We start from the raw sequence: 13,541 nt of genomic DNA, 5'->3' as shown, positions 1-13,541 counted from the left end.
GCTGATTCCGGCTACCCCGGGGGCGGCTGCTCCCCGGCCGGATCTGCTGGGGACGAGGATACAGAGGGAAAAGACCTAGTCAAAGCAAAGACGTGATCCAGCACACGGCGGGGGTAGTACGATCGTTCTGTTTTATTACGTCTCTCAGAATGGGAAGCATTGTCCCATCAGGTGGTCAAAAAGGCGTCTTGCAGCGACAACGTGCGACCTGCGTCACGTAAGGTGCTACTGTCAGACTGAAGTGAATCGGCGTTCGGGTGTCCGGTACGGGGGACGGACGGGGGTGAAACGGCGTCGTCCGGGACACCGTTCGCTCCCTTCCGTGATGTGGCTCACCTAGGGTGGTGACTGTATTGCGGACAAGTCGACATGTGAACGAAGGAGTTCTCAATGACACAGCAGACAGAGCGCGTCACCGCCGGGGGTCTCAGGGTCGCCAAGACCCTGTACGACTTCGTCAACGGTGAGGTTCTGCCGCACACCGGGGTCGACCGGGACAGCTTCTGGGACGGTTTCGGCGCGATCGTGGCCAGGTACACCCCGCGCAACCGCGAACTTCTCGCCGAGCGTGACGACCTCCAGGCACGTCTGGACCAGTGGTACCGCGAGAACCCGGGCAAGCAGGACCCGGAGAAGTACACCGCATTCCTGAAGGAGATCGGCTACCTCGTCGACGACCCGGGTGACTTCCAGATCCGCACCCGTAACGTGGACGCCGAGTTCGCCACCACCGCAGGCCCGCAGCTGGTCGTCCCGATCCTCAACGCACGCTTCGCGATCAACGCCGCGAACGCCCGCTGGGGTTCCCTCTACGACGCCCTCTACGGGACCGACGCGATCCCGGAGGACGGGGGAGCAGAACCGGGAAGGGGCTACAACAAGGTCCGCGGAGACAAGGTCATCGCCTGGGGACGCAGGTTCCTCGACGAGGCGGTGCCGCTGGAGACCGGATCTCACGCCGACGTCGACCGCTACGACATCTCCTCCGGACAGTTGACCGCCGTCATCGACGGAAACGAGGTGCACCTCCGGCAGCCCGAGGTCTATGTGGGGCACTCCGGGGACACGGCGTCCCCCTCCTCGATCCTGCTCCGGCACAACGGGCTCCACATCGACATCCAGATCGATCCTGAGTCACCGGTCGGAGCCACCGACAGGGCAGGTGTCAAGGACATCGTCCTGGAGGCCGCGGTCACCGCCATCATGGACTTCGAGGACTCCATCGCCGCGGTGGACGCCACCGACAAGGTCCTCGGCTACCGCAACTGGCTGGGGCTGAACCTGGGCACCCTGTCCGAAGAGGTCACCAAGAACGGGAAGACGTTCACCAGGAAGCAGAACGACGACCGCTACTTCACCGCGCGCGACGGTTCCGAACTCCGGCTTCACGGTCGGTCGACCATGCTCTGCCGCAACGTCGGCCACCTGATGACCAACCCGGCCGTCCTCGACGACGACGGCGAAGAGGTCTTCGAGGGGATCATGGACGCCGTCATCACGGCCGCCTGCGCGATCCCCGGTCTCAACCCGGAGAACCCCCGCAGGAACTCCAGGGAAGGGTCCATCTACATCGTCAAGCCGAAGCAGCACGGTCCGGAGGAGTCCGCCTTCACCAATGACCTGTTCGCCGATGTCGAAGATCTCCTCGGCCTGCCCCGGTTCACCCTCAAGGTGGGGCTGATGGACGAGGAGCGGCGGACGTCGGTGAACCTGGACGCCTGTATCGAGGCCATCGCGGACCGGGTGGCGTTCATCAACACCGGGTTCATGGACCGTACCGGGGACGAGATCCACACCTCGCTGCTCGCCGGGCCGATGTTCCGCAAGCCGAAGCTGAAGGCGTCCCTGTTCATGGACTCCTACGAGCACAACAACGTCGACGCCGGGCTGGCCCACGGCCTGTCCGGGAAGGCGCAGATCGGCAAGGGCATGTGGGCCAAGACCGATCTGATGGCGGAGATGCTCGAGCAGAAGATCTCCCAGCCGGAGCAGGGGGCGTCCACGGCATGGGTGCCCTCTCCGACCGGGGCCACCCTGCACGCCACCCATTACCACCTCGTCGACGTCTTCGCGGTCCAGGAGAAGCTGATGACAGAGGGACGTCGTGACTCCCTGCCCGGGATCCTCACGGTCCCGGTCGCAGCCGCGAAGGTCGGAGAGGGTGAGGCCGTGTGGACCCCGGAGGAGATCCAGGAAGAGCTCGACGACAACTGCCAGTCGATCCTGGGGTACGTCGTGCGCTGGGTCGAGCAGGGCGTCGGATGCTCCAAGGTGCCGGACATCCACGACATCGACCTCATGGAGGACCGCGCCACCTGCCGGATCAACTCTCAGCTGCTGGCCAACTGGCTGAAGCACGGGGTGGTCACCGAGGACCAGGTTATCGAGGCCTTCAAGCGGATGGCGCAGGTGGTCGACAGGCAGAACGCCGGTGACCCCGCCTACCGTGACATGGCACCGGACTACGAGAACTCCGTGGCCTGGAAGGCGGCCCGCGACCTCGTGCTGCTGGGGGCGTCACAGCCCTCCGGGTACACCGAGCCGATCCTCCACGCCCGGCGCCGTGAGTTCAAGGAGCTCCACGGAATCGCCTGACAGGGGGGTTCGCCGTAGGCAGGATGCCTGACCCGGGGAGGGCATGACCGGGGGTGTCGGGGGGTGCCGGGGTGGCAGCCGTGGAGGTGCCACGGGCGGCACACACCGCCACCGTGCAGGCCCGTCCGTCGCCCGTCGTGTCCGGCGCGCATCGGGTCGGGTGTGGCCCTACGATGGGGGAATGACGGACCGCACCCGGACAGACCGGAGTCCCCTGCCAGACCTCGCCGCCTATGCAGCGGTGCTCTTCGACCTTGACGGTGTGATCACACCTACCGCTGACCTGCACCGTCAGGCCTGGTCCGAGGTGTTCACCAGATACTTCGCGGACAGGGGCGTCCCCCCGTACACCGAGCAGGACTACTTCGACTTCCTCGACGGACGTCCGAGGACGGAAGGTGTCGCCGCACTACTGGCGTCCCGGGGGATCAGCCTGCCGGTGGACCGCGGGGACCCGAGGTGGGCCGCCGCGGGAGGTGGACCGGGGGAGGACACGCCGCAGGACGCCACGGTCACCGGACTGGGGCTGCTGAAGAACGACCGTTTCCTCGGACTGCTCGGGGAGGGGATCAGCGCGTATCCGGGATCTGTTGCACTGCTTGACGCCCTCGCCGGGACGGGCACCAGGCTGGCGGTGGTGAGCTCCTCCCGCAACGCGGTTCCCGTGCTGAGGTCGGCAGGTCTCCTCGACCGCTTCGAAGTTGTCGTCGACGGTGTCCGGGCTGGCAGGGAGGGACTGCCCGGCAAACCCGCCCCGGACACCTACAGCTACGGGGCGTCCCTGCTGGACACGGACAACTCCCGTGCGGTGGTCGTCGAGGACGCCACCTCCGGGGTGGCGGCGGGTGCGGCAGGAGGGTTCGGACTGGTGCTCGGGGTGGACCGGGGCGCCGGCACCCGCGCTCTGCTGGAGGCGGGTGCGGATGTTGTCGTCACGGACCTCGACGAGCTCGTCGGGCGGGTCGGTACGCTGAACGTCGATCCGAGCGAAGGGAACATCGATGACTGACCACGGCTCCACCGGAGCGGACGACAGACTTGAGGCATTTCTGGCCCAGCGGCGGCGCGTCGCCTCGGTTGCCACCCGGCCCGCCGGGGCCGGCAGCTCAGGCTCGGGCCCCTTTACACCTCTCGTGTCGGCCGGGGACCTGGCCTGGCGGGGGGCGCGGCCCTCCAGCCGGGCCCGTCGGGTGGGGTACCGGACGCTGAGGGCGAATCGGGCGGAGTGGCTCCTGTCTCTTACACGCATCTAGATGTGTAGAGGAGGCGGGCCGCGGGCCCCGCCGATCCCTCAGACTATTTCCCTCCGGGGTACCGCACCGACGTGCACATGGACGGGGTCGATCCGTTGACGCAGATCGACCGTGGCGTCCACCCTGTCGATGAGTGGGCCTGGCACGAGACCCGGCCGGCCCGGACGGACGATGAACTCGGGCAGTCAGAGACTCTCTTCGCGCTGTCGAACGGCTACCTCGGGATGCGTGGCAATCCGCCTGAGGGCCGGGACTCGCACGAGCACGGGACCTTCATCAACGGCGTCCACGAGACGTGGAACATCGAGCACGCCGAGGACGCCTACGGTTTCGCCCGCGAAGGTCAGACGATCGTCCAGGTGCCGGACGCCAAGGCCATGCGTCTCTACATCGACGATGAACCACTCCGCCTCGGTGTCGCCGAGGTGGAGGACTACGGACGCACGGTCGACTTCCGCGAGGGGGTGGAACGACGCAGTTTCATCTGGCGGACCCAGGCCGGCAAACGGGTCCGTGTGGTCACCGACCGGATGGTGTCCTTCCAGGAACGGCATCTCGCGCTCATGAGCATCGAGGTCGAACTGCTGGACTCGGATGCTGCGGTGGTGATCTCCTCGCAGATCCTCAACCGTCAGGACGGCGAGGACGAGTTTTCCAGCATCCTCGACACCTACGCGGCGTCCTCGGGGGCGGACGACCGGGCCCGGGCGCGGGCCGCCGCCGGCCGCCGCCGACGTCAACCGGGGAGCCGACCCGCGCAAGGCGGAGAAGATCGGGGGGAGGGTCTTCCAGCCCACCTACCGGGCGAGTTCGGAGGACCAGCGGGTCACCCTGGGGTACCGGGTGACGAACTCGGGCATGACCGTGGCGGTGAGCATGGACCATGTCCTCGACGTGACTCAGGCGCAGGGCACAGGCGGTTCCGGGGGTCCGGCGTCCTCGGACGCGGTCGGCGGGGGGGGGATCCACACCGAGATGCGTGACGATGTCGCACGGGGGGTGGACCACGGTGACGGCACACGGGGTCTGCGGATGCGGCTGGGGGAGGTCGTCTCCTACCATTCCTCGCGGCATGTGTCGGCCGAGGAACTGGCCTTCCGGTGTGCGCGGACCATCAACCGGGCACGTCAGGTGGGGTACCGGACGCTGATGGCGAATCAGGCGGAGTGGCTCGGCCGGTTCTGGCGGCGTTCGGACGTGCGGGTGTCCGGCCACCCGGAACTGCAGCAGGCTGTCCGGTGGAACCTCTTCCAGCTGATCCAGGCGTCCGCCCGGGCCGAGACACAGGGGATTCCCGCCAAGGGACTCACCGGTTCCGGCTACGGGGGCCACTACTTCTGGGACACGGAGGTCTATGCGCTTCCGTTCCTGACCTACACGAGCCCGCAGTTCTCGCGCAATGCACTGCGGTTCCGCTACCTCATGCTGCCCCAGGCCACCGAGCGGGCCCGGGAGCTCTCACACGACGGCGTCCTGTTCCCCTGGCGCACGATCAACGGGCACGAGTCGAGTGCCTACTACGCCGCAGGTACCGCGCAGTACCACATCGACGCGGACATCGCCTACGCCCTGATGAAGTACGTCTACGCGACCGGTGACTCTGAGTTCCTCCTGTCGGAGGGCGTGGACATCCTCGTCGGTACCGCCCGGTTCTTCATGTCCCTGGGCTTCTTCGACCCGACGGGGGAGAAGTTCCAGATCCACTCGGTGACCGGCCCCGACGAGTACACCACCGTGGTGAACAACAACTTCTACACGAACGTCATGGCGCGGTACAACCTGCGTGCCGCGGCGGACGTGGCCCTCCAGATGCGCCGGGAGAGGCCGGAGGCGTTCCAGGAACTCTCCGACCGTTCCGGCCTGTCCATCGACGAACTGGACCTGTGGGACAGGGCGGCGAAGGCGATGTACATCCCCTTCGACGAGGGGATGCAGATCCACCCGCAGGACGACCAGTTCCTCAACCGCCAGCTGTGGAACCTCGACGATCCGGCGGTGGGGCCCAAGCGTCCGCTCCTGCTGCACTACCATCCGCTGACGATCTACCGGTACCAGGTGCTCAAGCAGGCCGATGTGGTGCTCGGTCTGTTCCTCCAGGGTGACGACGTCCCCGCGGAGATCAAGAAGAGGGACTACACGTATTACGACCGGCTTACCACGGGTGACTCCTCACTGTCGGCAGTCGTGCAGTCGATCGTGGCCGCGGAGCTGGGGTTCCGGGAGACAGCGATGGACTTCTTCCTCCGGGGACTGTTCCTCGACCTCGAGAACCTGCACGGCAACAGTGCCGACGGAGTGCACATCGCTTCCTGCGGGGGTGTGTGGAGTGCCCTGGTTTTCGGGTTCGGCGGTTTCCGTGACGACTACGGTCACTTCAGCATCGACCCCCGTCTTCCCGAGGGCTGGGAGTCGCTGGAGTTCAATGTGACCTTGCAGGGCTACCAGGTCCGGGTGACTGTGGAGGAGGACGCCGTGGAGCTGCAGATCGTCGACGGTGGGGAAGGTCTGGTCGGTCCCGTCACGGTCATGGGAAAGGAGGTGGTCGTCGGCACCCGCCCTGTCCGGGTGGAGGGTGAGACCACCCTCGTCGCCGATGAGCAGGGACTCGTGGAGGCCGGTATCGCCACAGATGTCGTCCAGGACATCGTCACCGTCGATAAGTGATTTAGATATAACTATATTGCTGCGGCGTACGGCGTTCTGCGGGAGGATGCCACGGTCAGGGCAGGCGAACCTCACCTCGCAACGGTGCCGAATGCGCCCCTGACCTGCGCACTCATGGTCCGATGCGGCAGGGACCCCGGATGGATGTGATCTTCTTCACCCGGATGGGGTCCGGTTAGTGTTTGCCACTCTGGCAGTCGTACAGTGTCACTGACACTGGAGGTGCCATGACTGTTAAATACGATGATCCCGTCGCACTGGAGCACGGGAAGCTGAACATTAGACCGCTGCGGGAGAAGCCGGATTTCCCGTCCTGGGCGATGAAGTTGACGATGGCCGTGACTGGCATCGTCTTCGTCCTTTTCGTCCTGTTCCACATGGTGGGAAACCTCAAGGTTTACACCGGTGAGGAACACTTCGACGAGTACGCTGCTTTCCTGCGCCGGATGGGGGAGCCGGTCTTCCCCCACGAGACCATCCTGTGGATCCTGCGGGTGGTCCTCATCGTCTGCCTGGTACTGCACGTCTACTGCGCAGTGGTGCTGAAGATGCGGTCCAAGCAGTCCAGGGGTGAGGGAATTCTCGCCAGTCCTCCGCGACGTGGGAGGTAGACGGTGCCGAAAAGGGCGTCGATACGGATCCAGGATCCGGTGATGCTGACCCTGATCCGGTCGTGTTCGGTGAGTTCTTCACGGGGCCGGACGATCAGTCCGAACGATCCCAGGGCGGCGACGACACTGCCGGGCACCTCGATGATGCCTGTCTGGGTTCTGCTGGTCAGTCGGAGCAGCGGCTGGTCCAGGAGGGAGGGTGGAAGACCTGCCGGTCCGGAGTGTTCCCGGGCTTCGTCGTGAAGCCTGTCGTAGACGTCACGGACGTCGGGGCCGGGGATGGTGTCCACGACTGTCCACCCTGTCCGGGGTGGAGGCGCCCCGGTCCACAGGAGGTCCATCCGGGAGCCGAGGGTGAGTTCGGCCGGTACCTTGTCCCCGGAGGCCGCTCCGGTCAGCAGTGACGGCAGGGGGTCGGCGCCGACGACGGCACCGTCGTGCGACGGGGTGGCGTACACCCGTTGTGCGACGACACATCCCAGGGGTGTAGACAGGAGAATGTCAGTGGTATCCCCGTCGACGGCGATGAGGCGTGCCATCGCCGACTGGTCGGTGCGCAGGATCCTGGTTGTCACGGCCGCGACCCGTCGCAGTGTGGAGGCCTGGGACCTGCCGGGACGGGTCAGGGTGAGGGTCGTGGGTTCTGTGGCGGACACAGCGCCCCACGTTACCCGCTCTTTTCCCCCTGCCCGCCGTTCAGATCCCGGTCTCGAACTCGGTGTCTTTGCGGGCCTGTACGGCGAGGGAGTCTTCTTCCCTGTCATCTTCGACCGGGATCATGAACATGTTGATGACTTCACGGTCACTGTCCGTCCACGGTCGGGACTTGCCCGAGAGGATGTCCACCGCCACGTTCACGGTGTCCACCACCGCGACGATACGGTGCTGGCCGTTGCGGATGTACTGCCGCATCTTGAAGGATTTTTCACCGATCTCGTACATGAAGGATTCGATGAGTACCTGGGTGTCACTGGAGGACAGTGGTTTGCGGTAGTCGACTGACGCCCATCTGACGATGAAGGCCGGTACCGAGATGTCCATCTCGGTGAGAACGTCCCGGACGAAATCGATCCGGGCGTCCTGGGAGAACTCGAGGTACGCCGCATTGTTGACGTGCTGGAACTGATCGAAGTCCGACCAGCGCAGGTTGATCCGCGTGCTGTGGTACCGACTCCCGGAAGCCTCATGGTCGATGAAGGGCATCAATTCTCCTCAGGCTGTTTTGTTCTGCCAACAGTCTATCGTGAGAGGCGACGGTGCGTTACTCGGCCGGGCCGGGCGGCGTCCGCTCCCAGCCGCTCAACCTTGTTCTTCTCGTAGTCCTCGAAGTTGCCTTCGAACCAGAACCACTGCCCTTCGGCGATGTTTCCCTCCCACGCGAGAATGTGGGTGCAGGTGCGGTCGAGGAACCAGCGGTCGTGGGAGATGACCACGGCACAGCCCGGGAACTTCTGCAGGGCGTTCTCCAGAGAGCCGAGTGTTTCGACGTCGAGGTCGTTGGTCGGCTCGTCGAGCAGGATCAGGTTCCCGCCCTGTTTGAGTGTCAGTGCGAGGTTGAGCCGGTTACGCTCACCACCGGAGAGCACCTTCGCGGGCTTCTGCTGGTCGGCACCTTTGAACCCGAATGCGGAGAGGTAGGCGCGGGAGGGCATCTCGTTCTGGCCCACGATGATGTAGTCCAGGCCGTCGGAGACGACCTCCCAGACGGTTTTCTCGGGATCGATGTTCTCACGGTTCTGGTCGACGTAGCTCAGTTTCACCGTCTTGCCGACGTTGACTTCGCCGGAGTCCGGTTCCTCGAGCCCGACGATAGTCTTGAACAGGGTGGTCTTGCCGACACCGTTCGGGCCGATGACGCCGACGATCCCGTTGCGCGGCAGGGTGAAGCTCAGGTCCTTGATGAGGACCCGGCCGTCGAACCCCTTGGTGAGGTGGTTGACGTCGACGACCTGGTTGCCCAGCCGGGGAGGTGTGGGGATCTGGATCTCCTCGAAGTCGAGCTTCTTGTACTGCTCGGCCTCCGCCGCCATCTCCTCGTAGCGCTGCAGGCGGGCCTTGTTCTTCGCCTGGCGGGCCTTGGCACCCGAACGGACCCAGGCGAGTTCCTCCTTGAGCCGCTTCTGCAGCTTCTGGTCCTTCTTGCCTGCGACGGCGAGGCGTTCGGCCTTGGTCTCCAGGTAGGTGGAGTAGTTGCCCTCGTAGGGGAAGAGCTTGCCCCGGTCGACCTCGCAGATCCATTCGGCGACGTGGTCGAGGAAGTAGCGGTCGTGGGTCACGGCGAGAACGGCACCCTTGTAGGACTTCAGGTGGTTCTCCAGCCAGAGCACACTCTCGGCGTCCAGGTGGTTGGTGGGCTCGTCGAGCAGCAGCAGGTCAGGCTCGCTGAGCAGGAGTTTCGCCATGGCGACACGGCGGCGCTCACCTCCGGAGAGGTGGGTGACGGGCTCGTCGGAGGGAGGGCAGCGCAGGGCGTCCATCGCCTGTTCGATCTTCGAGTCGAGTTCCCAGGCGTCGGCTGCGTCGATCTTCTCCTGGAGTACAGTCATCTCCTCCATGAGTTCGTCGGTGTAGTTGGTCGCCATTTCTTCGGCGATCTCCTCGTACCGGTTCTTCACGTCCATGATCTCGCCGAGGCCTTCCTCGACGTTGCCGCGGACGGTCTTCTCCTCGTTGAGAGGCGGCTCCTGGAGAAGGATGCCCACGGTGGCGCCGGGGTCGAGGAATGCTTCACCGTTGGACGGGTGGTCGATCCCGGCCATGATCTTCAGCAGTGAGGACTTGCCGGCGCCGTTCGGCCCGACCACACCGATCTTCGCTCCCGGATAGAAGCTCATGGTGACGTTGTCGAGGACAACCTTGTCACCGTGTGCCTTACGCACGTTCTTCATCGTGTAGATGAACTCAGCCATCAAATCCCCTTCGGTGAGTTTCGCGGGTGTGTCACGGCGGGGGGTGGATTCACCCTCGCCACATGAAGGGGACGCCGCCGCACATCTGCGCAGCGGCGTCCCTGGTCAGGTCCACCCTACATGACCGTCCTACCGGTCACCTCCCCACCGCTGTAGGTCTGCTCCCGGTGTCCGCCGACCGGGTCTGTGAGCGCAGCGGGGTCAGAACGGTGCCTCCTCGCCGCCGGTCACGGTGGCCAGCAGCTCCCGTTCCTCCGTGGGAGCTGCCCCTGCCCGGACCGTGGATTCCGCAGCCGTGGCAGGCCCGGAGCCGTCCGCACCTCCTCCGGCGGCGGGGGTCACCTTCGTTTCCCTGTCACTGCTGCGACGCGCCCATTCCTTCACTTTCGCCCAGTTGAGGTCCAGGCCGACTGACTTCGACTTCAGCCGGTAGATCTGCTGCCGGTAGACCTGACCGTCCCGGTCTGTCGGCCCGGACTCCGGCTGGTACTCGAAGCAGGTGAGCTCACCGGTCACGACGACCGGCATCCCCGTCATCACGCTGCCGAGGACGTTCTCCCCGAGTCGCTTCCAGCACTGGACGTCGATGTAGACGGTCGGCTTCTCCCTCCAGGCCCCGTCCGACCAGTAGGTTCCTGTCGATGCGATCCGGAACGAGACCAGGTCCGGATTCTTCTCGTTCCTGCGCGGCATTCCCACGACGTTGCCGCTCAAAGTCAACGTATTCAGTGCAGACGGCATTGTTCTTCTCCCCTCCCCCGCAACCGGGGTCACACAGGGCAGGTGGTTCCCGCCCCCGGTGACCGCCGATACTCCCCCGCTATGACGGTCATGTCGACCCCGGGACACCGTCCTGTGGACAACACCCGGCATTGTGTCCCGAAGTCTCTCCACAACGTGACCCGCGACATACCGTGCCCGGCCACCGCCGAGGTGGTCACTCCCGGTGCTGTCTGCGGTACTCGCGTTTCGCTTCCTCGGTGTGCAGGTACCCGCGGACCTCGTCACCCTGGTACTCCGAACCGTAGTACTCCTGCTGGGAGGTGTCCTTGCCCGATCCGAGGTCGGCCAGCATCGCGTTGTAGGCCTCCAGCTCGGCGTCCCCGTCGCGTTCGGCCTTGCGGTCGTAGCGCTTCTGCTCCCTGCGGTCCTGACTCGCCCACTGCGCCCCGTGCATGATGCTGACCAGGACCAGAGGGATCTCCGACAGTCCCCAGGCGATGGCCCCGCCGGTGTGCTGCTGCTCCATGAGATCCACCGGGAACGGCAGCTGCAGGGAGAGGTAGTAGCTTTCCGCGAGAGGCTGGGACATCTGCATCATCGCGATGCCGAACCAGGCGTGGAAGGCCATCGCGGACAGTGTCATCAGCAGTTTCATGAACGGACTGAGCTGACGGGGAGCGGCGTCCACCCCGATGGCCACCCAGTAGAACAGGTACCCGGAGATCAGGAAGTGGATGTTCATGAACAGGTGGCCGGCATGCTCACTGGCAAGGTCGTTGAACAGGTCCGACAGGTACAGACCGTAGAAACCGACGACGAACTGCACCGCTGCCACCACCGGGTTGGTGAGGAAACGGGACACCGGGTTGTTGATGAACACGACCAGCCACTCACGCGGCCCCTGGATGCCGTCCTTGCCCGCCGGAGGCAGGGCCCGGAGAAGCAGGGTCATGGGACCACCGAGGACCCAGAACACCGGGATCATCATGGTCAGGGTCATGTGCTGCAGCATGTGCGGTGCGAACATCGCCATGGAGTACAGGCCCAGACCCGAACAGGTGGTGAAGATCAGGGTCGCGTTGCCCAGGGTCCACCAGATCACCCGGCTCACCGGCCACGCTATGCCACGCCTGCGCAGTTTCAGCCAGGCCCACATGTACACCGCCTGGAGTATCAGCGCACCAGTGCCGAAGACCAGGTCGAACCGCCAGTTCGTGAACACCGCCGCAGCGGAGAACGGTTCGGTGAGGTTGAACCCCATGATCAGTTCGGCAGGGGTGATGTTCGCGGTGAACGTCACCGGCGGCGGGATGCGCGACAGTGACACCGCCACGCCCACCGTGGCTGCCATGACGAGAACCTCCACCACGGCCAGGCGGACGAAGGGGCGCCTCCACCACGAGGTCGCGGCGGCTGCGGCGTCAGACCCGTTCTCCAGCTGCGGGATGGTCCACCGTCGGTGCAACCAGCCCATCCCCGCGAGGACCACCGTGAGTACCGCTTTAGCGACGATCACACGTCCGTAGTCGGTGGTGAACCACTCGGAGAACTTCAGCCGGATCGCCGCGTTGATCAGGCCGGACGCCGCGATACCGGCGATGCAGACCAGTGCCAGCCATGAGTAGCGGCGCACCAGCTCGGGCATGTGCGGGCCCCTGCGGGCGGCGTGGGCGACCAGTGCAGCCAGCCCGCCGATCCACAGGGCGGACAGAATGATGTGCCACAGGAGTGAGTTCACGCCGTAGTCGTGGTCACCGCCGGACGCCGAGTGCCCCTCCAGCGCGACCGGCACCAGGGAAATCACCGACAGAGCGAGGAAGACCGGCTGCCAGATCCACCTGCGGGTCATCAGGGAGAGGACACCGGTGAGCCCGGCGATGACCGCAATCCAGCGCATCGCCCCGGCGGTGGAGACCTGGTCGATGGCCGTGCCCCACATGTCCGGGGCGAGAGTCTCCGACAACGGGGACCCGGACACATCGGACAGGTACAGCGGAATCAGCAGGAACGCGCACACTGCCCAACCCAGCATCGCCCAGGTTCCCGTGCGGGCGGCGCGGAAGCCGTCGATGTCGAGGAAGCCGTCGGCACGCGGAGGGGTACCCAGCGCGCTCATGAGGAAACCGCCGACACCGATGCAGGCCAGCACGGTTCCCGCGCCACGTACCAGGGGGACGCCCCACGAGGTGACCGGGCCGGGATCAGGGATTCCGAGGACCGCGAGTGACTGGCCGAGGAAGGCTGCACCGATCACCGCCGCGACCACACCGGCCAGCACGGTGGCTCCGACGTAGACACCGACCGGCGAACCGAGCCGCCGGGGCGTGGAGGTGACCGGGGTGACAGCGTGGGACGTGTCGGACATGATCCCTGACATTACTAGCGGGAACGGCTGAATCCGATTCGACGGGGACGCCGGGGTGGACCCCGGGCCCGGGTGCGCGGAACCTTCCCTCCGACACGGTGCCCCGGGTTCAGGATCGGGCGCCGGGTGGGCTATCATGTTTTCTCGCGCCGTAAGGGCGCGACGCCTCTGTAGCTCAGTGGATGAGAGCATCCGGTTTCTACCCGGCTGGTCGCGGGTTCGAATCCTGCCAGGGGCACACATCAGGGCTCACCGTGGGGAGCATTCGGCCGGTCTCACGGGGGCTCACAGCGGGGTGCGGGGAGCTGCGGTGGGGCAGGGCTGCGGGCACCGGGCGGAAGAAGCGGCTGCCGGTGTCCTGCACTTCCCTTCCTGTGGCCGGTGTAGCCTGAACGGGCAGTCATCTGACGGGGATCTGCCG

General features: G+C 65.5%; 9 protein-coding genes, 1 tRNA gene and 1 pseudogene. 6 read left to right on the top strand and 5 right to left on the bottom strand.

What is annotated here, in order from left to right; translation table 11 throughout:
• The first annotated feature begins 390 nt into the window (after positions 1-390).
• The 5 genes and pseudogenes from BN3906_RS10270 to BN3906_RS14185 all read left to right on the top strand — a co-directional run bounded on the left by BN3906_RS10270 (position 391) and on the right by BN3906_RS14185 (position 7,123).
• Positions 391-2,595, top strand: coding sequence for a malate synthase G (locus BN3906_RS10270; protein ID WP_066587978.1), 2,205 nt, complete (start codon positions 391-393; stop codon positions 2,593-2,595).
• 181 nt (positions 2,596-2,776) lie between these two features.
• Positions 2,777-3,604, top strand: coding sequence for an HAD family hydrolase (locus tag BN3906_RS10265; RefSeq protein WP_066587976.1), 828 nt, complete (start codon positions 2,777-2,779; stop codon positions 3,602-3,604).
• 321 nt (positions 3,605-3,925) lie between these two features.
• A pseudogene (locus tag BN3906_RS15580) lies at positions 3,926-4,444 on the top strand (glycoside hydrolase family 65 protein); the annotation flags it as partial.
• Between the two features lie 175 nt (positions 4,445-4,619).
• Positions 4,620-6,512, top strand: a complete 1,893-nt coding sequence (locus tag BN3906_RS10260; RefSeq protein ID WP_495697496.1) for a glycoside hydrolase family 65 protein — start codon at positions 4,620-4,622, stop codon at positions 6,510-6,512.
• A 227-nt stretch (positions 6,513-6,739) separates the two neighbouring features.
• The gene (locus tag BN3906_RS14185; protein WP_261796957.1) at positions 6,740-7,123 is read left to right on the top strand and encodes a succinate dehydrogenase/fumarate reductase transmembrane subunit; all 384 of its coding nucleotides are present in this window, start codon (positions 6,740-6,742) and stop codon (positions 7,121-7,123) included.
• On the opposite strand, the gene BN3906_RS10255 is transcribed toward BN3906_RS14185, so the two are convergent.
• The 5 genes from BN3906_RS10255 to BN3906_RS10235 form a co-directional block, all read right to left on the bottom strand.
• A complete protein-coding gene (locus tag BN3906_RS10255) occupies positions 7,039-7,779 on the bottom strand; it encodes a DUF8185 domain-containing protein (RefSeq protein ID WP_066587973.1) in 741 nt (246 codons plus the stop codon). The genes BN3906_RS14185 and BN3906_RS10255 overlap by 85 nt on opposite strands.
• Positions 7,780-7,819: 40 nt before the next feature.
• Positions 7,820-8,326 carry an acyl-CoA thioesterase gene (locus BN3906_RS10250; RefSeq protein WP_066587970.1) on the bottom strand — a complete coding sequence of 169 codons (507 nt, stop codon included), beginning with the start codon at positions 8,324-8,326 and terminating at the stop codon, positions 7,820-7,822.
• 35 nt (positions 8,327-8,361) lie between these two features.
• Positions 8,362-10,032 carry an energy-dependent translational throttle protein EttA gene (gene ettA / locus BN3906_RS10245; RefSeq protein WP_066587960.1) on the bottom strand — a complete coding sequence of 557 codons (1,671 nt, stop codon included), beginning with the start codon at positions 10,030-10,032 and terminating at the stop codon, positions 8,362-8,364.
• Between the two features lie 201 nt (positions 10,033-10,233).
• The gene (locus tag BN3906_RS10240) at positions 10,234-10,752 is read right to left on the bottom strand and encodes a single-stranded DNA-binding protein (RefSeq protein WP_187119930.1); all 519 of its coding nucleotides are present in this window, start codon (positions 10,750-10,752) and stop codon (positions 10,234-10,236) included.
• 217 nt (positions 10,753-10,969) lie between these two features.
• A complete protein-coding gene (locus BN3906_RS10235; RefSeq protein WP_261796955.1) occupies positions 10,970-13,120 on the bottom strand; it encodes a bifunctional copper resistance protein CopD/cytochrome c oxidase assembly protein in 2,151 nt (716 codons plus the stop codon).
• A gap of 164 nt (positions 13,121-13,284) precedes the next feature.
• Here BN3906_RS10235 and BN3906_RS10230 point away from each other — a divergent pair.
• Positions 13,285-13,358, top strand: a tRNA-Arg gene (locus BN3906_RS10230).
• Positions 13,359-13,541 lie beyond the last annotated feature (183 nt).

This window comes from Corynebacterium provencense (genome assembly GCA_900049755.1).
Classification (GTDB): Bacteria; Actinomycetota; Actinomycetes; order Mycobacteriales; family Mycobacteriaceae; genus Corynebacterium; species Corynebacterium neomassiliense.
This window is presented reverse-complemented; position numbering and strand designations above follow the sequence as displayed.

Coding starts and splice junctions, on each gene's coding strand:
- BN3906_RS10270 (WP_066587978.1), top strand. CDS start 391: ATGACACAGCAGACAGAGCGCGTCACCGCCGGGGGTCTCAGGGTCGCC.
- BN3906_RS10265 (WP_066587976.1), top strand. CDS start 2,777: ATGACGGACCGCACCCGGACAGACCGGAGTCCCCTGCCAGACCTCGCC.
- BN3906_RS14185 (WP_261796957.1), top strand. CDS start 6,740: ATGACTGTTAAATACGATGATCCCGTCGCACTGGAGCACGGGAAGCTG.
- BN3906_RS10250 (WP_066587970.1), bottom strand. CDS start 8,326: ATGCCCTTCATCGACCATGAGGCTTCCGGGAGTCGGTACCACAGCACG.
- ettA (WP_066587960.1), bottom strand. CDS start 10,032: ATGGCTGAGTTCATCTACACGATGAAGAACGTGCGTAAGGCACACGGT.
- BN3906_RS10235 (WP_261796955.1), bottom strand. CDS start 13,120: ATGTCCGACACGTCCCACGCTGTCACCCCGGTCACCTCCACGCCCCGG.